We start from the raw sequence: 22,306 nt of genomic DNA, 5'->3' as shown, positions 1-22,306 counted from the left end.
TATGAAAACAGAAAAGAAGATTTTGAAGACTCCTTTAAGAATTGCTATTTCCCTACTATTTATTGGGTTTATTTGTAAAATTCTCCTTGTTCCCAAAATCGCAAGTGCGCTTATTGTCCTATCGCTTGGCGCTATATTCATATTATATAGTCTGCGCTTCTTAAAAAAAACAAAAAAAGGATTTTTGGAATATACCAAACTGGTGATGGTCTGTTTTTGGTCTTTGGACGGTATTTTTAAAATTCTTGAGCTATCCTTTACCGATTTCTTTCAGCTTGTAGGTGGCTTGGCCTTTATTATTTGGATAATAATGGAAGGTACCACCTACTTAATTGCCGATAAGGGAGACAGCAATAGCCTTAATAACCGACTTATTTGGAATACCATAATGGTGATTGGAATATTGGAGATTATTATAGGTAGTATCGGTAAAATTTTACAATGGGAATACGCTGTACCCATCATAATTCTGGGAACTATCACGGTTACACTCTATGTTTTCAAGGATACCCTTAGCCAAAAACTCCAGAAAAGGGAAAAATAACCCCCACCTCTTCCAGTATATCGAGATATATTATTTTAGTCCCAACGGTTTATTGAAGCATATTTACCAGAGGTAAAGATTACCCACTATTTTTGCCTTAAATTGATTTTTTCAAATTCTTGTTGTAATTTCTGTTCCTAAACACTACGTTATGGAAAAACAGAGAAGACAATTCATACAAAAAGCGGGAGTGCTTGCTGCCACAACCACCTTGGCCCCGCAAATACTATTACCTTTTTCAAAAAAACAAAACAAAAAATTGGGCGTAGCTTTGGTTGGGCTAGGGTATTACAGTACTGACCTCCTTGCTCCTGCCCTTCAGCGGACCAAAAATTGTGAATTAAAAGGAATTGTTACCGGTAGTCCCGAAAAAATTCCCATCTGGAAATCTAAATATGGCATTGAGGACAAAAACATTTACAACTATCAAAATTTTGATGATATTGCGAACAACAGGGATATAGACGTTGTCTACGTTGTACTACCCCCGTCAATGCATGCCGAATACACCATACGGGCGGCCAAGGCCGGTAAACATGTGTGGTGTGAAAAACCCATGGCCCCTTCGGTAGCAGAATGTGAAGCCATGATTAAAGCCTGTAAGGACAATAAGGTAAAACTGGCAATCGGGTATCGCTGTCAGCATGATCCCAATATACAGGCGTATATGAAGGTAGGCAAGGAAAAACCCTTTGGTAAGGTTAAGATGGTTACCTCTGCCGCTGGTTATTTTGATGGCAGGACCAACCATTGGAAACAAAGCAAAGAAATGGGTGGTGGTGCCATGGGCGATATGGGGGTATATGCCCTTCAGGGGGCACGCTTGGCAACTGGGGAAGAACCCATATCCGTTTTGGCTCGTGCCTCCACTACCAGACCTGAAATTTATCATGAGGTTGAAGAAACCATGATGTTCCTATTGGAGTTCCCCAGTGGTGCCCTGGCCTCTTGCCATACCAGTTTTGGGATCAGAATGAACCACCTTCATGTTAACTACGAAAAAGGGTGGCTAAAAATGGAACCGCATTCTTCCTATAATGGCAACAATGGCAGCATGTCCAATGGGGAAATCATTAACTTCAGCATACCCAGCCAACAAGCCAAACAAATGGACGAGGACGCCCAGGCCATAATGGACGGCACAGACTTAATTGTACCGGGAGAAGAAGGCCTTCGAGACATACGTGTTGTTGAGGCCATTTACAAGTCGGCCGCCCAAAATTGTGAGGTGAAATTGTAAAACCATGCCTTTTGGCCTTATAAAGCATCGATAAATGGTTGCTTTTCAAGGTTTTAATGTTTTGTGAGATTTTACTTTCATAGATGATATTGACGCTTTGTCGGAATTGGGGTCGGGACATCGAATTTATGCCCCATTCACGGGACGCCATATCCTTTTTTAGGTGTTTTCAGGTTCTATATACAAACCCAAATCCTATGAAAGAAAATACTACTTTAAACGATTTTTTATTCTATCTCTTTTGTGCTTTTTGCATTGCGTGGGCATTATATGTCCTTTGCTCTTAGCCAATTAGATAATTGGCACAGTTTAGCTATAAGATTTAAGCCCCATATTAGACCACTGGTCATACGTAAAAATATGTTCGTGATTTACTGACGGATTTTGAAATAGGCACGGGCATATCTTTCGCCCATGGTCCGTTGTGCCTCCGAATTAAAATGTACCTCATCGCCTTTATGCTCAAGGTCAGAGGTATTAATTAGTCCGGCATTGCTGTCCGAAGAGACATAGGCTTTAATTTGCTCGTTGATTTTTGGCCACCATTCATTTGTGGAATACGACCCTAATTGCCCTATTACAATAGGAGTATTTGGTTTTCCAACTATCTCTCTGAAGATGGTAAACAGTTTACGTAGTCTATCCTCATACCATGGAGCAGTTTCTGGCTTTGCATCGCTTTCCCCTTGGTGCCAAAAAATCCCTTTTATAGCTCCAAATCGTTTTCCTTGTTCTACTTTCTCCATAAAGTTACTCAACAGATTAACTTGCCTGTGCTCTTTACCCTCTAACCATTTGGAAATGGAACTCCCTCCTACCGCCGTAGGAATCAACAAAACAGAAATACTGTCCGGAATATTTTTTAGCATGGCCTTGCCAAGGGCCAAACCACAATCCAGTCCGGCCATAGAGGGTTCATAAAAATGCAATGGTTCTTTGGCCAAGATAATATTGCCCTGTCTATTTAGGGTCAATACCCTGGGATCTGGAATCGTATCCTTGGGTTCTACCTGTCCCCTACCTGCCATATTGGATTGGCCAGCCAATACAAAAACCCATACGTTGTCCTTTGGGGGCAGTTTTTGCACCCTCAATTCGGATTTTGGGAAATATTGGGTTCTTTGGTCCTTTTCTTGGGCCCTCATCCCAAATATAACCCCCAATGTTAGGAGAGATAACATTAACTTTTTTTGGCTCATTCTATTTATATAGTTGTTAATTGGTCTCTTTTATTCTCCAGATTAAGGTAACTTATTACTATTCCGCAGTAATGGTTGGATGGTGTTTTATCCCAAAATTACAAGAATTGGCAATAAAACACATTTTATTGGCTTCGATGTGCAACTGAGTGGCTTTTTCTATCATTTCGGGGTCGGTAATTTTGATTACCGGATTAAGTGTAACTTCCTTGAACTGTCCACTGCCATTGGTAGTTTCCTGCATAAGACCAACCGAATTGTCCGTGTAGTCCGTTACCACTATATTATTTATGGCACAAAGATGTAGGTACCAAAGCATATGGCATGCTGCGATAGATGAAACCAACAGATCTTCTGGATTATATCTTTTGGCATCACCCAAAAAGGCAGCATCGGATGAGGCTTTTATCAGATCGTATTTCCCTTTACAAGAGATGGTATGGTCCCTTTTGTAGGACTTAGGATTTAAGGTACCCTTTCCTTCATTGCCAGTCCATTCCACTTTGGCTTTATAGTAGTGATTTTTCATGTATTCAAAGATTAATGCTACTTAACAATGCCTACAATATATAGATTTAATGTGGGCATTTAATTATGACCTATATCTTTTTTGTAATTAGGTGCCCCCCCCATCTGCCATGATAAAAATAGAGCAACTGGCCTAGGATCAGCAATATAATAACTAAGGAACAGAGTGTTAAAAAAAAGATTAACATAAGAAATAATGCATTTCATCCGTTATTTAAGCATATCATCTTATATTTATCTTTTTATACCCAAATTAAACTCAATCTTCCTATGCAGAGAAGTACATTCCGGATAGGCGCTTCGCTTATAATACTAACACTCATGGCCATATGCCTTAATGGTTTATTTTCAAAAACGGAATCCGCCCCCAAGAAAGCCATTTCGGCCATTGATAAAAAAAAGGAATTAGCAATTAAACATGAGGCATATCTGTATAAAACCCATCAGCAGGAATTGAGTGCAGCCGTAAAGGCCTATTTTGATAAAGCCATTGCTGCCGGTGATATTGTTGGTGCTGGAGTAAGTATTGTTAAACAGGATTCCATAGTGTTGACAGAGGGTTTTGGAAAAAGAAATTTAAATTCCGGGGAAGCAGTAGATGGAAGTACGATATTTAGACTTGGATCGTTGTCCAAGGGATTTGCAGGTGTATTGGCTGCAAATTTAAAGCAGGAAGGTAAATTACATTGGAATGATAAGGTAAGTGATTTTATACCCGGATTTCAATTTGGTGATAAAAGCAACACGGAAAAAATAACCCTTGCCAATATTCTTTCACACACCTCTGGCACTCCTTACCATAGCTACACAAATCTCATTGAAGCGGGTTTGCCCTTATCGGATATAGCCCAACGTTTCAAAGAAGTGACCCCTATTAGCGAGCCAGGTTCTATGTATAGCTATCAAAATGCGATGTTCGCCCTTTGTGGGGAAATGGTACAAAAGGCTACGGGACAAGAATTAAAAACAGTCTTGACCAATAGATTGTTCAATCCTTTGGGTATGTGCTCTACCACCATGGACTACAATACTTTGGCCAAAACAGAAAATGTGGCCCTACCGCACGTTCATAGAGGTAGAGGCTATAAAACCTTGCCATTGACCAATAGGTATTTCAATGCTATAGCGGCTGGAGGGATAAACGCCAGTGCTATTGATATGGCTAAATGGATGCGTTTTTTAATGGGATACAATCCGGAAATAATGGACAGGGCCGACTTAAAGGAAACATTTACCCCCTTTATAGAAATAAAGGGAAGTAGAAAATATTACCAAAAATGGCCAGGACATAAATCCTCTTATTATGCCTTTGGATGGAGAATACACAAATATTTGGACAATGGCTCCAACAGTGAAAAAACAATTTGGCACCATGGCGGCAGTGTTAATAATTTTAGAAATGAAATTGCCATATATCCTGAGAATGAACTGGGAATCTGTGTTCTCTTGAACAGCACAAGCAAATTGGCTAAAACCGTTATCCCTGACCTGCACAAAATAGTGAATAAGAAGTATGGCAGACAAGCGGCACAAATTGCCTCCAATACGGATAAAAATACCAATCAGCCACTATAGGCTTTTACGCTTACATTACTCCTTGTAGTCCACCTTGGACTCTTTCCAGAAGATCTGCATGCATAGTCTTCCCACTTGCCCCTAGGGCCTCGGTTTGCCTTGCTTTTTTTTATTGGCATAGCGAATAGTCCCCTCTTTTTACAAGCTAGATAAAACTTTTAAGGTCGCCTCCCTTTGGGCGTATATATTCTAAAAGTATAGCACTATATACCAACTAGTTCATACATTGCAGATAAGACTGCATCTCAAAAGTTTATTTTAAACATCTTCCTACAATCACTATCTTGATTCCTATTTAAAAACCAGAGTAAAAAATGATCCTATTCACTATGCTAGGGTTATGCGACTTTAAATTTGATACGTACATGAAAGAGAATAGTACTGAATATTCTACAATTAAGAGACGGCAATTTTTAAAATCTACTTTGATAGGTAGTATTTCATTGACCTGTATTCCGCCCCTTTACAGTTATACACAAAAGAAATTGGATTATTCCCTAGAGTTAAATGTTCCCACCAAACTGTTTGATGGGGAAAGGTGTTGGTGCCATCCAAGGGCGGGAATTGTACCTGGATCTAAAGACACGGATACCCCCAGTATAGTAATGACCATAAACAAATTGGATCTTGCTGGGAGCGATGTTTTTTACGGAATGTATGGATTGCTTACCAATAATCTGGGCAAGGAATGGACAAACCCGAAAGAATTGAAAACATTGGCTCCAAAATTCGAAATAATTGATGGCATAAGGCGACCTGTTGCCGTGAGCGACTTCTGGCCTAAATGGCATAATACTACCAAAACCCTACTAGGGGTAGGCCATACTGTGGTCTATACGCCAAATTGGAAGGTAGCCAACCCAAGACCCAGAAGCACTGCCTACTCCATTTATGATATTGAAAAAGGAGAATGGGGGAATTGGCAAAAATTGGAAATGCCGGACAAGGAGAAATTTTACAATGCCGGTGCCGGTTGTGTGCAACGCTATGATTTAAAAAATGGTGATATATTTCTCCCAATATATTTTCGTCCAAAAGGAAAAAATTCAAGAGTTACCGTTTGTAAGTGTTCTTATGACGGAAAAAAACTGAAATATTTAGCGCATGGCACCGAACTGGAATTAAATAATGAGACCCGCGGGTTAGGAGAACCTTCGTTGACGAAATTTAAGAGTGATTTTTTTCTGACCATTAGAAATGATAAAAAAAGTTTTGTGGCTCGCAGTAAGGACGGGTTGCATTACGACACATACCAGACATGGAAATTTGACGATGGCACCGAATTGGGAAGTTATAACACACAGCAACATTGGCTTACCCATAGCGAAGGGTTATTTTTGGTTTATACGAGAAAAGGAGCCGATAACGATCATGTTTTTCGTCATAGGGCACCACTATTTATGGCAGAGGTAGACCCTGAAAAACTATGTGTAATTAAGGCTACGGAACAGATACTTGTACCGGAGAGAGGTGCCCGATTAGGAAATTTTGGTGTTACCCATATATCTCCCGGGGAGTCTTGGGTAACGGTTTCGGAGTGGATGCAACCAGAAGGGGTGGAAAAATATGGTAGCGATGGGAGTGTTTTTGTGGCAAAAATAAAATGGAATCACCCAAATTGCCTTTTTTCCTGAAGCCTTCTGTCTATATTTGTGAGTTTAAAAACATTACTAATCCTAATGAAAATCCTTGTGACACTACATAAGAACAATAAAAAATACCTATTGGCCATTACCTTTATGGGCCTATTTTACAACTACTGCATGGCACAAAGTCCAAAACCGGAATATGGACCTGTATTTAACCAAATAGGGGCTACCTTTAACATTGAGGATGTAGATTTTGCCCCAAATTCCGAAACTGTACTAAAGGCCATCTTTGATATTGACTACAAACCCAAGGACCCCTTGGCTTCCAACTCTCTAATTTCCAGTCTTCACAGATATCTTAATATGCATGTCAGAAATGGCGTGAAGAAATCCAATATCTCCCTAGCATTTGTTTTACACGGAGATTCTACCAAGGACGCATTAAATAATGAAGCCTATAAGAAAAGATATGGTTCCAACAATCCCAACACACAATTAATCAAGACCTTATCCGAACACGGGGTAGACATGTACATCTGTGGCCAATCAGCAGCATATTCTGGTATTTCCAAGTCCGAAATAATGCCCGAAATTAAATTGGCCTTGTCATCTATGACAGTGTTAACTATCTATCAATCTGAAGGATATTCACTTATAAAGTTTTAATGGTAGGGACTTTCGGAAACAGAAGGGTATGCATTATCAATAGGTAAAAAACCTTGGTGCCATTTTCCTAAGTATTGCAAACATCCTACAATCCGAAGCATGATTTTAAAAGGACTATGTCCCTATATTTGAATGATACCCATTGGCATAAACACCTATATTTATAGTGAACTGCGAGGGTGATGCTTACAGTTTGCAGATTATGTAATCAACGATATCTTCTATGGGTTGAAAAATAACTACTACAAGAAACCAGAAGTATTAGACCTTGGACTATTTTCTTGTAATTTTACAATTCATTATAAACGAACTGCATGAAAATCCTTCATACTTCCGACTGGCATATCGGGAAACAACTTCATAAATATGACCTGAGCGAAGATCTAGAATTATTTTTTACTTGGCTCATTGCATATATTAAAAGTGAAAATATTGATGTCTTATTGGTGTCAGGCGATATTTTTGATCAGGCCAATCCTTCCCAAGCAGCCTATAAACAGTATTACGATCTTTTAAAAAATCTTATTAGCCTAGATTGCAAAATTATACTTACCGGGGGAAACCACGATTCCCCTACGGTATTAAACGCACCTGCAGAACTTTTAAAAGCATTTGATATAAGTGTTACGGGAGGCGCCACGGAGGAGTTGACCGATATGTTTGTGACTGTAGAAAAGAATAATGAAAAATTAGTGGTGGCTACCATTCCCTTCCTTAAGGACAGGGATATTCGCAAGTCGGCCGCAGGGGAAAGTTATGCCACAAAAATTGAACAAATAAAATCTGGGCTACGTACATATTTTTCAAACGTGAATGCGCACTACGATAAAAATTATACCGAAGAGGTGTTTATAGTAATGGGGCATTTATATGTACAGGGCAGTGAGCTTTCCGAAAGCGAGCGCGATATTCAGATTGGCAACCAAGCTGGTGTAGAGGCCAATATGTTTGGGGAAACTCCTCATTATGTGGCCCTTGGCCATATTCACAAACCGCAAGTTATTTCACAAGCACAAAACATACATTATTGTGGCTCCCCAATACCACTGAGCTTTTCCGAAAAAGAAGATCGCAAGCAAATCAATGTCATTACCATAGAAAACAATAGCATTTCCAAGTTAGACCTTGTTCCTGTTCCCAAGCATAGAAACTTAGTTACTTTTGAGGGCAGCCTGCAAGAGGTAGCGCATAATCTAAATGCCTATTCCGAAAAAACCACCTTGACCTCCCTGGCTGAGATAATAGTAACGGAGGAGAATGAAAGTTTGGAACGGCGCCAAGCTTTTGAGGCGCTTATCAATTCCCAACCCAATGCGAATATCGAAATTGTGAAATCGCGACTTATCTTTAAAAGCATGGTTAGGGGCGCCAGTGATGCCTTTGCCGTGGGTACCGATGTAGCAGATGTGACCCCTATGCAAATGTTTGAAAAAAAACTGGAACTACAGACCAATTTGGAAAACACGGCGGATTTAAAAAATGCCTTTCGCGAAATTTTAGAGGAATTGAAACTATAGTCCATGAAAATTCTAAAAATTAGATTTGAAAATATCCACTCCTTAAAAGGGGAGCACCAAGTAGATTTTGGTGAAGGTATCTTGGCCGAAGCCGGACTATTTGCTATCACCGGACCTACCGGCTCTGGTAAGTCAACTTTATTGGATGTTATTACCCTAGCCCTTTACAATAGGATTGCAAGGGTAGACAAGGCCGTCAGCAACACTATTTTGGAGGATGATGGCGGTATTATGACCCGGAACATGAAGAGTTGTTATGCAGAGGTAGAATATCGTGTTAATGGTAAGGTTTATCGCAGCCACTGGTCTATAGAGCGCAATAGAAATAATAATTTAAACGCCCGTAAACAGGAATTGGTAGAAGTGGCTACCCAACAGATCCTAGAAACCGGAACCAAGACACCGGACAAAAACAGGGAGCTCATTGGCCTAAGCTATGAACAATTTGTAAAAGCCATGGTACTGTCGCAGGGTGAATTCAGTAAATTATTACAAGCACCTCGCAATGAACGCAATAAGTTGTTGGAAGACATTACAGGGGCCCGCTCCTATCGTGAAATAGGAAAGGCGGTATATTTCCGTTACAAACAGGTAGAAAAGGAAATAGCCCTCAAAGAGGCAGGCATGGAAACTATTGAACTGCTAACCTCTGAGCAAATAGCTGAAAAGAAAACTGAGCTTAAATCATTGAACCAGGCAAGGCCTAAAACCGAAAAGGCCTATCAAACTGCCGCGGAAAAAATAAACATTAGAAAGGAGCTGCAGAAAAAGAAAGCGGAACAAAAAGAACTACAGGCCCAACAACTTCAGCTAAAAAAAGATTGGAATATCTTTATCCCCTTTAAATCCGAGCTAGAACTACACGATAAACTGGCAAAACACGCTGCTACCTTAGTAGAATACGACACTGTTTGCCTTCAAATAAACCAACTTAAAGAAGAAAGTGGGAAACTTGACAAATCTAAATCAGAAGCCGCCTTACAACTTAAATCCTATTTGGATGCCGTTACATCACTACTTAAGGAAAAGGTAGATGTTACTTCCGCCAATGGGAAATTGGAAGCCTTCCGAAATAAAATTGTCCAACTTCAATCGGAAGAAAAAAAGAAACAGAGTGAAGCCTCTCAATATCAAACTACCCTCAATACCTTCGTAAGAAATGTAAATCAGTTGGGGTATCAGCTGCCATTAGCAGATAATCCAGCAGTATTTAAGCCCCAATTGGAATCTTTTGGCAAAACCGTTCAGGAAACCATAGCAGCTTCCGGTGCAAATTCACTACAACAATTAAATACGGAATTGGAGAATTACCGTGGTTTAAATGAAAAAGCAGGAGAATTGCTGGCCAGTAAAGAGCTATTTACCAAGGTACAAAAGACCCTTGAAACCCAAACCAATAAACTAAAGGCGGCCAAAGAACAATTGGAAAAAGATAACGCCACCATAGCATCTCTGGAAAAAGAAGTAGCAGAAGGAACAAAGGAGTTGGAAGGACTGGAACACACCTTGGTGCAACAGCGAAAGCATCAAAACTTGGCGGAATATCGTTTGCAGTTAGACCCGGAGCAACCTTGTCCGCTCTGTGGTTCCTTACATCACCCCTATGCTACGGAAGAACCTTTTTTTGACAGCAAGGAAGAACTACTGAAAGAAAAAAAGAAATCGCTCCAAACCAAGTCGGACTACCTTACCTCCCTAAGGGCTAAAAACAAATTCCAGATAAAGGAAATAACCGACCTTAACACCGCTCTTAAAACCCTTACAGAGGAGAAAGATGAGCAATTGGAATCACTTGGCAAACTAGCCAACCAATTACAATGGAATTACAAGGATGATTTGGAAACGCTAACAGCAAGTCGACTTCATCTAAACAGTCGGATTCAAAAAATGGAAAGGTCGAAACAAGCATTTCAGGCAGCTACCATTTTAAAGGATATGGAAACAGGCTTACAGCAGTGGGATTTAGCCTTAACAACCTATAATTCCATTAAAAAAGAACGTACTGCGCTTTATGACGGACCGGACATCAACGGAAGGGTCAATGTTCTATCTTCTTCCATAACACGGTCCCTTACCAGCCTTTCATCCCTTGAGGAGCAATTAAAAGAGCTCGCAAAAAAACTGGAAGCACACTTGGGCAATAAGGCAAAAAAAGAGGAAGCCCTAAATAGTATTGTTTTAAAAGAACAATTGGAAAGTATCAAAGCGCTGCGTTCTGCCATAATTTCAGAAGAACGGGCCAGTAAAATTAGAAAGCGCGAAAATGAACTAAAAGAGCTTAAAACACGACTGTCTGAAAAAGAAAACTCCTTAAAAAGAGTAGTATCGGAATTAACTCCAAAGGACAGCCAAGAACTTTCCTTGGAAGCTTTAACAACCCTATTTAACGAGGCCAAATCCAATTGGGATGCGCTTTCCGTACAAATTGGAAAAATCACCCAAAGTCTGGAGGATGATGAAAAGGCCAAGCTACGCCAGCAGAAAGTACAGGAACAAATTAACCTCTTAAAGAAAGACCTGTCGCTTTGGAAAACCATGAACGTTTTAATTGGTGATGCCACGGGCAACAAATTCTCCAACTTTGTGCAAGACCTTACCTTGGAACAGCTTATTGGGCATGCCAACAGGCGTTTATCGGAATTCAGCGATCGCTATCTATTGGATATCCCTACGGCCAATGAGGCCGAAAAAAGTGATACGCTCAAGATCTATGATAACTATATGGGCAACGTCCGCCGATCTGTACGCACCCTGTCGGGCGGGGAAACCTTTTTGGTAAGCTTGGCCATGGCCTTTGCGTTATCGGATATTGCCGCCAAAAATGTAAGGATAGAATCACTGTTTATAGATGAAGGTTTTGGCACCTTGGACCCAGAAACCCTTGACCAGGCCATTACCATTCTGGAGAAAATGCAAAACGAAGGGGACAAATCGGTGGGTGTCATATCGCATGTAAGTGCCTTAAAAGAACGTATTACAACGCAGATTAAGTTGGAGAAAGGCAGTTTGGGGTATTCAACCTTAAAGGTAGTACAGTGATTATAAAGCTTTACCGGTTGAAGGATACTACCATTTTTCGTCTTTGGGACATGTTGACGAAGATTTCACCTGTATTGCCGTCAAAGGCGGGATTGCGCCAGTTTGGGCAGGTGTTTAGAGAATATCCTCTAAATTTTGGCTCCCTACAATTGCCATTATTTCAACCATCTCATCGGTTATCCTAAAATAAATACTATCAGAACCACAGACACAGCGTCTATATCCTTTTTTGATATAATCAACCGATTCAAATGAAAATGGTTGTAAGGCTATCATGTCAAAATATCCAAAAAACGATTCAAAGTATTTGTCGGCCTGGGACATTCCAAATTTTTTGATACCGTAATGATGAATTCGAATTAAATCGTCCTTGGCTTCATTGCTTAGCTTATAATTAGCCATTAAACTTAGACTTTGATAGCTTTAAAATTTGTTCTTTACCCTCTTCGGTAAAACCGCTATTTTCAGCAGTTTCCAATTTAGCCCTGATCCAGTCAACTTGAATTTGCTGATTTCTCGCCTGTCTAATCAAATCATTGACAAGTTCACTTTTGCTTGCGTATTCTTTATTGTCTACCTGCTCCTTTAACCACTCATCATTAGGCTCTGTAAACGAGATACTTTGTCGTGCCATCTTTATCTATGTTTGATGTAAATTTACACCAAAAACGAATCAATAGCAAATTTCTCATATGGATCCATGGACTGTTGCCTCCCCAGCTGGCGCGAGTCTACCAATCGGCAGATAGGCGTCACGCCTGCCTGACGGCGAGGCAGGCTCGTGCCCTTGACATCTGTCAGGATAAACAAAAGTACTATTTTCGAATCCCTACCCCAACCAACCCTCTCGATCTAGCGACCGGTACTGGATGGCTTCGCCAATATGGCTACCGCCAACATTAGTAGCGTTTTCAAGATCGGCTATGGTCCTAGCAACTTTTAAAATCCTATCATAGGCCCGCGCCGATAGGTTTAGGCGATCCATGGCGTTTTTAAGCAGTTCTTTGGAGGCCTCGTCCATCCTACAATAGTTTCTGATCTGCTTGGTATTCATTTGGGCATTATAATGCACATTTTCCAACTCCGCAAAACGCTGGGTCTGTATTTCCCGGGCGGCCGTGACCCGTTTCCTGATCTCCACGCTACTCTCCCCCTTCCTGTCCTCGGACAGCTTTTCAAAGGGTACCGGGGTCACTTCTATATGGATATCGATACGATCTAGCAAAGGCCCGGAAATCTTACTTAAATACCGCTGCATCTCAGCCGGTGAGGAGGTCACCGGAGCATCGGGGTCGTTAAAATAACCTCCTGGACTGGGATTCATACTGGCCACCAACATAAAACTGCTGGGATAGGTCACGGTAAATCGCGCTCTGGATATGGTTACTTCCCTATCTTCCAAGGGTTGTCTCATCACTTCCAATACTCCTCTTTTAAACTCGGGCAGTTCATCCAGGAACAAGACTCCGTTATGGGACAGCGATATTTCTCCTGGCTGTGGGTAGGCGCCACCTCCCACGAGGGCGACGTCCGATATGGTATGGTGGGGACTGCGAAACGGTCTTTGGTTCATAAGCCCCATATTTTTGATCTTGCCCACCACAGAATGGATTTTAGTAGTCTCCAAGGCTTCATGAAGTGTCATAGGCGGTAAAATAGAAGGAAGGCGCTTGGCCAACATGGTCTTTCCTGCGCCGGGAGGGCCTATCAAAATAATGTTATGTCCGCCTGCAGCGGCTATTTCCATACAGCGTTTTATGCTCTCCTGACCTTTTACATCCGAAAAATCGAACTCCGGAAAATCCAGGCTTTTATAGAATTCCTTTCGGGTATCTATAATGGTCTGATTCAAAGGAATACCCTTATCAAAGAAATCGATGACCTCTTTAATATTTCCTATGCCATATACCTCCAAATCGTCTACGATTGCCGCCTCTTTGGCATTTTCCAAGGGCAGTATAAAACCTTTAAACCCTTCTTCCTGAGCTTTGATAGCTATGGGCAATGCTCCCTTTATAGGATTTACACTGCCGTCTAGGGAGAGTTCTCCCATAATAATATACTTTTCTATGGCGTCGGATTTAATTTGGCTGGAGGCCGCCAAAATTCCCAGGGCCAAGGTAAGATCATAGGCAGAACCCTCCTTGCGTAGGTCGGCCGGAGCCATATTAATGGTAATTTTTTTACCTGGAATTTTATAGCCATTGTTTTGAAGGGCTGCCGCAATACGGTAATTGCTCTCCTTAATGGCGTTGTCTGGCAAACCTACCAAATGATAACCTATACCTTTATTGATATTTACCTCCACAATAATGGTGGTAGCTTCCACTCCAAAAACGGCACTCCCATATACTTTTGTAAGCATTTACTTGTTATTTGTCTTAAATGTAAACAAATAAAATAAATATTTAGCACCGCTAACATGCTAATTTATGGGTAATTAGAGTCAAAACACTGCACTTTATCCAAGAAGGTGTGTCTATGAACCAACAATGACGGAAACACCTCACTAAAAAATGATCCGATTTCAGGGCTATTGGATATGTTTCTAGGCTTAGCTGTGTTCTTTTATCCGTATCACTTGGCAGATTCCAGGAGCAGTAGCGACTTCTGAGTACGAAGAATTTCCTCTTTGTTCATCAACATCTTTCTAAATTCCCCATTGTTGTACATTTCCGCCTGATCCCTGTAATGCTTACTAAAAGGATTGCCAGATTGGCCAGTGGGGAGTATACTACTGCTGCTATCTATATGGGAAAAGTTGATTACCCTTCTTGTTGAGGGACCTGAGGAAACTCGGTTAAATCCGGAATCATCATAGGGAAAATACATATTATTGATTACCTCCCGGGTTCCCGAAATGGGAAAGGGGCCTACATTGAAAAGGGAGCGTAAGGCTTTCATTTGCCCAAAAGGATGTGGGTGTTCCAAGGTATGTACTTTGCTCCAAGTCCATTTGTTGTAATCTACTCCAAAGTTATCTTCCAAGGATTTGTAAGCCATCTGAAAGGATAGGTTCACCCTTTCTTCCTTTGATTCTACACTGTCCTTGGTATTTACATTATCCCACCAGGGCGAATGCTCTTTTGCCGCCATTGGGCCAATAATCCGTTTATGAAAGTGGGTATCCAACATCTGCTCAAACAAATCGGATCCCAACTCGTCCTCAAATGTATTTTTTAGCAAGAAATAGATCCATCTGTGATATATGGTTGGTTCTATCTGGTTGAGTTGATTATCCCCATCCCAGCTGTTCAGTTTATCCATTACTGCAATTTGGCCCGAAGACATCTGAGCAACATCGATCCATTTTGCCAATTGGGTCACTACCTTGGCATTTACTTTTGAGGTTACATCCAAAAGCATTTGTTCTACCTCTTTTTGACTCCAATCGTCTTTTGGATCTAAAAGTGATTTAATTCGTTTGGCCCTATTGTCCGGTAAATAATAACCAGGATATATACTGCCATTAATGGAATCTGGTTGAGTATTGGCCGAATATACATAGTGGTCCGGAGGATTAACAGACCTTGGGTTTTCGGAAAAGTCCAAATAACGAATAGGTTCATCCTTCCCTTTGCTACCATCCAATATAAATTTGGTATGGGTACTATCTGGCATTTGATACAATTTTGCGGTAGCAAACCAGGCAATATTGCCCGTGGCATCCCCGTACATAACGTTAAGCCCGGGCGCATGGATATCTGCCAGAGAAGCCTGAAAATCCAGAAGATTTTGGGCGTGACACATGTTATACAGCGCATGTAACAACCTATTCCGTGTCTTGGTATAAATCCAAGACATGGCTATAGGCCTAGATTGGGGCAGCTGATCTGCAATACCGTTCATTAAAGGGCCGTGTTTGGATTTCTTAAAACCAAAAGCTACCTCTTCCCCACCTTTTACCTGGATGGTCCTATTTACGGTTTCATACTTTTCCCAACCTAAAGGAGTCTTGTAGGAGCTGGGATCCCCTGGGTCTTCCTCCTCGTAATAGAAGTCCACATCATCATTCTGGAACATGGTTAGTCCGTAGGCCAATTTCCTGTCATGCCCAAATATGGGAAAGGGAACACCAGCCAAATGGTAACCGTATTTTTTGTACGATGGCGTACTGATATGGGCCTCATACCAAACCGATGGCTGTGCAAAGCCGATATGAGGATCATTGGCAAAAATAACCTTACCGCCCTTGGTCTTTTGAGGGCCTATAACCCAACTGTTGCTCCCTTCCAGTTGTGGTGCCGGGACCTTCTTTAATACTTCAGAGATTAAACTGGACAATTGGTTCCCTATGGTATCCTGCGGTAGTGGCCTATAAGATTTAATAGTGCCAGCCCCAGAATTGGCCTCTATTTGTAAATCCTTTATGTATTCCATGCCTAATTTACCCTTAATATTGGTGAGCAATGGATCCGTTTTATGGGCCATAGCAAAATCAAAGGCCATATACCCCAGTATATTGTATATATCCTTGAGTAAAAACTCGGTTTTTTTCAGGCCGGTTAAATAGAATTCTATTGGTGTAGGGCCGTCTAGTATAAATTGGTTGATCCCGTCCAAATAGGCCTGGGAAAGTTTCACCGCAGGAGTATTTTTGTCCAAGGAATCAACCGTTGCTACCGAAGCATCATCTATTCCCAGGGCCAAAAAAAACTTATCGGTTTTCACCATTTCTTTCCCAAACACTTCTGATAGCTGCCCCTTACCTATTCTGCGCATCAACTCCATTTGCCATAATCTGTCCTGGGCGTGTACATAGCCCAGACTTCTAAAGGCATCTTCTTCCGTTTCGGCGTAAATATGTGGCACCCCATAGGTATCAAAATACACTTCTACTTTTTCCTCCAATCCTAGTAATTCCCGCTTTCCATCATAGTTGGGACTAAGGGAATAGATAAAAAGCCCTATACAAATAAAGAGGACAGCTACAATTCCCAATACTACCCAGAAAACCTTCTTAAAATTTATCACACTTATAGGTTTACCATAATTTATTTAGCAGCAATAACAAGGGTGGTTATAGTCCAAATAAAAATGAATCACTTGACTAAAGGTATAGTAATTAAAGAAATAAAAAAAGTACCCATGTGGGTACTTTGATGTTTTAGCAAAGTGGTTTATAAGGTATACGCTCAGTCCTTCAATACGGTAAATTCTATTGATGAAGTGTTGTAAACGCGGTGTGTTTGTTTTTTAAAGTCCTCTTCTTTGGCTTTAAATATATTCTCTACATAGGTTTGGGGATTAATATCTATATACGGGAACATGGTACTTTGTACCTGTACCTGCAGTTTATGTCCCTTTTTAAAGGTATGGAAGACATCCTGTAGCTTTATATTGACCTTGGTTTCCTTATTGGGCACAAAGGGTTCTGGTTGGGAAAAGTCATTTCTAAACCTTCCTCTAAGCACTTCGCTACGGACCATTTGATGATAGTTCCCCATTTTTAAATAGGCCTGGGTTTCCTCGTAGTCCTTATGGTCTGGCGGGTATACATCTATCACCTTAACAACCCAATCGGCATCCGTACCGGTTGTTGCTACGGTTAATTTTGCCATAATATCCCCTGCCAAGCTCAGTGGCTCCTTCAAAGGTTCGGTTTCAAAAACCAACACATCTGGCCTTCTGGCAGCAAAGCGTTGGTCATCTGTCATATATTTTCTGGGGGTAAAGACCATTTTAATGTCTTCTGAATAAGGAACCGGCTTTTTGGGGTCGCTGATAAATTCCTGAAAAGAATATTCCCTAGTGGCCATTTTCCCCAAACGCTGACCACGCTGCAGGGAATAGGTTTCCTTAACCGTGTTCTTTGGTGGCCAGGAATCAAAGGTTGCCCACTCCTTTTTGCCGGTATCAAAAACATATGCTTCGGGCAACCCACTGCTTTCCCCCTCCCCTTTTAAAAAGTGGTTAAAAAATCTGGTCTCTATATTTTCCTGATAAAACTTGGAGATATCGTCGCCAAAATAAACATTGCCTATGGCCTGCCGTTTGCTGTCTTTGGACCAATCTCCATGGCTCCATGGCCCCATCACCAGTGTATTATAATTATTGCTGTTTTCTTCAATGTGCGAATAGGTATTTAACGGACCATAGAGGTCTTCGGCATCAAACCACCCCCCTACTGTCATTACTGCGGGCTTAATGTCTTCCAAATGTTGTATAATGCCCCTTTTCTGCCAAAATTCATCATAATTGGGATGATCCTTGAGTTGTTGCCAAAAAACATTGTCTGCCCCATAATACTGGTCTAAATTGGATAGCGGACCTGCATCCAAAAAGAATTGGTACTGGTCTTTGGTTCCCAATTCCGGAAAACTATACCATGCTTCCTTTGTGGGTTGGTCTTTCATATATCCAAAAACGGCGGTGGCCCTCCAATAACTCAATAAATAGGCTCCGTTATGGTGAAAATCATCAAAAAAGAAGTCGCCTATCGGGGCTTGTGGAGAAACGGCTTTCAAAGCAGGATGGGCGTCCAATAATGAATAGGTAGAATAAAAACCTGGATAGGAAATACCCCAGACCCCCACCTTTCCATTATGGTTTTTAACATTGTTTATCAACCATTCTATAGTATCATAGGTATCAGAAGCCTCATCTATCTCTCCTTCTTGTTTATTGGGTATATAAGGCCTCATATTGTCATATACGCCTTCACTGTTCCACCTACCGCGTACATCTTGGTATACCACTATATTGCCCTCCTTCATCATCCTCTTATTGGGGGAAATCTTAGCTTTGTATTCATTGCTGCCATAGGGCCTACAACTATAGGGGGTTCTAGACATAAGAATGGGATACTCTTTGGAAGTATCCTTTGGCGAATATATGGTAGTGTGCAATGCTATACCATCCCTCATGGGTATGCTCACCTCCATCTTGTTATAATGGTCCTTGGGATTGTAGGTTTCCACCTCGGACGTATTGGTCCTATTGGATGGCAGGTTCATACCTATACGCCCGCAGGAAGTAATAATTAGAGCGATAGCAAAAATTAAGATTCTGTTCATGTAGCTGTTGTTTTTTGTTTCTTACATATGGGGAACATAAATTGGGTAGGGTTATTTCTCCACCACTATTCCCTGCAACTACCAAATGTAGGTAGCGCCCAGATGATTATTTAAGTTGCCCCAATTGTTTAAAATTACTGACTCCTTTTTGCAACCATTCCTTATAGGTGTCCCTGTCCGTATACTGCACTGCTGTGTTCAACACTTCCAACTCTGGCGATAAGAGCACATAATAAGGCTGGGAAGCCGCATTAAAGTTCAAAGTTTGGAAGGTACCCCATTTTTCGCCCACAGTCTTTATTTCCTTCACTCGGCCAGACTCATACTTAAAACTAAACTGCTGGGCTTCGGGAAGCTCCTTTCTATCATCTATATACAGTGAAATAAGTACATATTCATCCTTTAGAATTGGATATATATCCGGTTCGCTCCAAACGGTTTCTTCCATTTTTCGACAATTGACACAGGCCCAACCCGTAAAGTCCAACAATATAGGTTTATTAACTTCCTTGGCATATGCCAAGCCTTTGTCAAAATCCTTAAAACAGTCTATGCCCAACGGGCAATCGCTTTCGGTTTCCACCAGGCTGTAAAAATCAGGTGGGGGAAAACCGCTCAATAATTTTAAATTGGTAACATTGGACAACCCAAGGATTAGGTAAATGGCAAAGCCTGCACTGGCCAAACCTACTATTTTCCTACCCTTGGATAGCGGTTTTTTAGGTCCGTCATGTGGGAATCTAAATATTCCGAACAAATATAGGGTCAGCAGAACAAATAGCAGTATCCACACCCCTAAGAACAGCTCCCGCTTAAACAAACCCCAATTGCCAACCAAGTCCGCATTGGACAAAAATTTAAAGGCCAAAACCAATTCCAAAAAACCAAGGGTTACCTTAACCGTGGTCATCCATCCACCGCTTTTGGGAAGCGAATTCAACCAGGCCGGGAACAGTGCAAACAATCCAAAAGGCAAGGCTAGGGCCACACCAAAACCGATCATACCGGCCGACAAGTTAGTGGCTACATCCCCGTCAGATAATGCAGTACTGCCCAACAATCCCCCTAAAATAGGCCCCGTACAGGAAAAGGACACAATGGCCAAGGTAACGGCCATAAAAAAGATACCAAAAGCCCCACCTACCTTGGAGGATGCAGAGTCCATCTTATTGGCCCATGAACTTGGCAAAGTGAGCTCGTAATATCCAAAAAAGGAAAAGGCAAAGAATATAAATATGATAAAGAAAAAAAGGTTTAACCACACATTGGTGGCTATCGTATTCAATATTTGGGAATCTACGGAATCGAATAAATGAAAAGGAAGACTTAACAAGAAATAGATCACCACTATAAAAAATCCGTACAAGAGGGCATTTGCTATTCCCTTGGACTTATTTCCTCCTTGTTTAGTGAAAAATGATACGGTCAATGGTATCATCGGAAACACACAGGGGGTCAGTAAGGCTATTAGGCCGCCCAAAAACCCTAATACAAAAATGGTCCACAAGCCAGATTTTTCCTCCATCACACCCTCCCTTGCCTGAGCTAGCTGGTCTTTGTTCTTTAAATTGAGTACCATATCGGCACTCATTTGTGCACTTCGCTCATCTACAGTCTCCTCTATCACAACAGCCTTTTCCCCAGTAAGGGATATATGGAATACTTCGTCCTTTGGAATACACACCTCTTTACAGATCTGATAAAACAACCCAATGGATACCTGGGTAACTTCCGGATTTAAAAGTTTTATCTTTTGGGTAAATACCGCCCTATCTTTAAAAAAGGTTTCATTTACCTCAAAGATTTCCGAATATTCGGTAAGCGTGGCACTTTCAGAGGTAGTCCCAACCAATTCATAATCCTCACCCGCCTTTTCAAAGGTAAATTCACTGGGCAAGGAGCCGTTTTCATCGGTGAATTGGGAATAGATATGCCAGCCTTCATGAATATCGGCCTTAATCTTGAGGGTGTATTCTGCATCAGAATCTTTTTGTACCTCATAGGTCCACACTGCAGGGTTATCATCGGACTGGGAATACCCCGTCACAAAACTGAATACCAATAACAATACTCCAAATATATTTTTCATTGCAGCAAACTAATCTTTATAATATTTTTTGTTTTGGGGGTGATCTTAAATCGATCATCCGCCCTTTTTCCTATAATCCAAACAATATCGTTGGCAGAGCAGAGCAGCCATTGGTTTTCTTTTGAAAAAATATCCATTTTTTGATCCTTAAAAAATTTAGATACCTTTTTCCTACCCTTCATACCAAGTGGATAAAAATAGTCGCCTTTTTTACATTTCCTGACGATTAGGGGGTATTTTAACGTTTCTTTATCCACATATAATATATTTTGGGAAGTTTCCCCCAAAGCATCTACCTCCATTAATTCCAATTTAATTGGGTGTCCCAAATTATTTTGTCCTTCATGGATACTGTATTCCACCACATCTTTTTTCTCCTTGGGCTTGAGCATTAAAAACTCCCTGTTCTTTAGCAACCTATGGGTAGCAGAATGCACTTCCTTTCCACTAATCGTGGTAAGTAGACCATATATGTCCTCCCATTGGGTAAAGCCATAATCCTTAAAGAAATAATACAAATAAGCCTTGGTAGGGCTGAGGGCCAATAAAGTAGCCACCCCTACCTTTTCCACTCCATCCTCTTTTATGAAAATATTATCCCTTATTTGGTTGATATGGTATAGTGATAGTTGCTGGGTTTGACCAAGATACTCTTGTGTTTTTAGAAAATTATCCAAAAAATTAGGGTGTAACTCCATTAATTTTGGAACAATATTATGACGGATATTATTCCTGAGGTATTTTGTGTTTTCATTACTGGCATCCTCTCTCCAATCCAAACCGTTCTCTTGGGCATAGCTGAGGATATCGGCCCTGGAAAATTGCAATAGGGGTCTGGACAAGTTGTGGGTATGGGAAGGTATACCGCTAAGCCCCTCTATTCCCGTACCCCTGGACAAATTAATAAGGAAAGTCTCCAAACTGTCATTGGCGTGGTGTGCCGTTACCAATGTTTTTATGTCATTATCCTTCATTATTTTGGAGAACCAAGTGTAACGCAGTTCCCTAGCGGCCAGCTGTACATTGGTCTTGTGCCGGGCAATATATCCAATGGTGTCAAAATGGGTTACATAGAAATCCCTATCCAAGTGTTTGGCCAGTCCCCGGACCAACTCTTCGTCCTTGTCACTTTCCTCTCCCCTTAAATTAAAATTACAATGGGCTATGGAAAAGTCCATTTTACAACTAGCACATAAATGGGCCAAGACCACACTGTCTACCCCTCCGCTACAGGCCAATATAAATTTACCTTCCTGTAGATGGGGGAAAAACTTTTCTATGTGTGTTTTAAATTGGTTTAGCAC

The 22,306-nt window shown here is 41.1% G+C and carries 16 protein-coding genes; 7 read left to right on the top strand and 9 right to left on the bottom strand.

Annotated features, from left to right (window positions below):
- Position 1: 1 nt before the first annotated feature.
- Both EHW67_RS16960 and EHW67_RS16955 read left to right on the top strand, forming a co-directional pair.
- Positions 2-544: a hypothetical protein gene (locus tag EHW67_RS16960; protein ID WP_126163578.1), complete on the top strand. Its 543-nt coding sequence runs from the start codon at positions 2-4 to the stop codon at positions 542-544.
- 151 nt (positions 545-695) lie between these two features.
- Positions 696-1,784, top strand: a complete 1,089-nt coding sequence (locus tag EHW67_RS16955) for a Gfo/Idh/MocA family protein (protein ID WP_126163577.1) — start codon at positions 696-698, stop codon at positions 1,782-1,784.
- A gap of 371 nt (positions 1,785-2,155) precedes the next feature.
- Here EHW67_RS16955 and EHW67_RS16950 read toward each other — a convergent pair whose 3' ends face one another.
- Together EHW67_RS16950 and EHW67_RS16945 are read right to left on the bottom strand one after the other, a co-directional pair.
- Positions 2,156-2,983, bottom strand: coding sequence for a sialate O-acetylesterase (locus EHW67_RS16950; RefSeq protein ID WP_126163576.1), 828 nt, complete (start codon positions 2,981-2,983; stop codon positions 2,156-2,158).
- A 58-nt stretch (positions 2,984-3,041) separates the two neighbouring features.
- Entirely contained in the window at positions 3,042-3,512 is a 471-nt protein-coding gene (locus EHW67_RS16945) for an OsmC family protein (RefSeq protein ID WP_126163575.1), read from the bottom strand.
- 269 nt (positions 3,513-3,781) lie between these two features.
- On the opposite strand from EHW67_RS16945, the gene EHW67_RS16940 reads away from it, so the two are divergent.
- The 5 genes from EHW67_RS16940 (at position 3,782) to EHW67_RS16920 (ending at position 11,897) form a co-directional block, all read left to right on the top strand.
- The gene (locus EHW67_RS16940; RefSeq protein WP_238389976.1) at positions 3,782-5,086 is read left to right on the top strand and encodes a serine hydrolase domain-containing protein; all 1,305 of its coding nucleotides are present in this window, start codon (positions 3,782-3,784) and stop codon (positions 5,084-5,086) included.
- Positions 5,087-5,451: 365 nt separating this feature from the next.
- Positions 5,452-6,720, top strand: coding sequence for a sialidase family protein (locus EHW67_RS16935; RefSeq protein ID WP_126163574.1), 1,269 nt, complete (start codon positions 5,452-5,454; stop codon positions 6,718-6,720).
- Between the two features lie 45 nt (positions 6,721-6,765).
- Positions 6,766-7,341, top strand: coding sequence for a DsrE family protein (locus tag EHW67_RS16930; protein WP_202912000.1), 576 nt, complete (start codon positions 6,766-6,768; stop codon positions 7,339-7,341).
- Between the two features lie 314 nt (positions 7,342-7,655).
- A complete protein-coding gene (locus EHW67_RS16925; protein WP_126163573.1) occupies positions 7,656-8,858 on the top strand; it encodes an exonuclease SbcCD subunit D in 1,203 nt (400 codons plus the stop codon).
- A 3-nt stretch (positions 8,859-8,861) separates the two neighbouring features.
- Positions 8,862-11,897 carry an AAA family ATPase gene (locus EHW67_RS16920; protein ID WP_126163572.1) on the top strand — a complete coding sequence of 1,012 codons (3,036 nt, stop codon included), beginning with the start codon at positions 8,862-8,864 and terminating at the stop codon, positions 11,895-11,897.
- Between the two features lie 114 nt (positions 11,898-12,011).
- Here EHW67_RS16920 and EHW67_RS16915 read toward each other — a convergent pair whose 3' ends face one another.
- The 7 genes from EHW67_RS16915 to tilS form a co-directional block, all read right to left on the bottom strand.
- Positions 12,012-12,299 (bottom strand): type II toxin-antitoxin system RelE/ParE family toxin, encoded by a 288-nt coding sequence (locus tag EHW67_RS16915; protein WP_126163571.1) that lies wholly within the window; start codon positions 12,297-12,299, stop codon positions 12,012-12,014.
- Positions 12,292-12,531, bottom strand: coding sequence for a ribbon-helix-helix domain-containing protein (locus EHW67_RS16910; protein WP_126163570.1), 240 nt, complete (start codon positions 12,529-12,531; stop codon positions 12,292-12,294). Before EHW67_RS16910 ends, EHW67_RS16915 begins: the two co-directional genes overlap by 8 nt.
- 195 nt (positions 12,532-12,726) lie before the next feature.
- Positions 12,727-14,262, bottom strand: a complete 1,536-nt coding sequence (locus tag EHW67_RS16905) for a YifB family Mg chelatase-like AAA ATPase (protein ID WP_126163569.1) — start codon at positions 14,260-14,262, stop codon at positions 12,727-12,729.
- A gap of 212 nt (positions 14,263-14,474) precedes the next feature.
- Positions 14,475-16,871 carry a penicillin acylase family protein gene (locus tag EHW67_RS16900; RefSeq protein ID WP_126163568.1) on the bottom strand — a complete coding sequence of 799 codons (2,397 nt, stop codon included), beginning with the start codon at positions 16,869-16,871 and terminating at the stop codon, positions 14,475-14,477.
- Between the two features lie 161 nt (positions 16,872-17,032).
- Positions 17,033-18,853: a CocE/NonD family hydrolase gene (locus tag EHW67_RS16895; protein ID WP_238390000.1), complete on the bottom strand. Its 1,821-nt coding sequence runs from the start codon at positions 18,851-18,853 to the stop codon at positions 17,033-17,035.
- A 166-nt stretch (positions 18,854-19,019) separates the two neighbouring features.
- Positions 19,020-21,002: a protein-disulfide reductase DsbD family protein gene (locus EHW67_RS16890; protein ID WP_126163566.1), complete on the bottom strand. Its 1,983-nt coding sequence runs from the start codon at positions 21,000-21,002 to the stop codon at positions 19,020-19,022.
- Positions 20,999-22,306: a tRNA lysidine(34) synthetase TilS gene (gene tilS / locus EHW67_RS16885; protein ID WP_126163565.1), complete on the bottom strand. Its 1,308-nt coding sequence runs from the start codon at positions 22,304-22,306 to the stop codon at positions 20,999-21,001. Before tilS ends, EHW67_RS16890 begins: the two co-directional genes overlap by 4 nt.

The sequence above is a fragment of the Arenibacter aquaticus genome (genome assembly GCF_003957295.1).
Taxonomy (GTDB): Bacteria; Bacteroidota; Bacteroidia; order Flavobacteriales; family Flavobacteriaceae; genus Arenibacter; species Arenibacter aquaticus.
The sequence above is the reverse complement of the archived record's forward strand: the minus strand, read 5'-3'. Positions and strand labels throughout refer to the sequence as shown.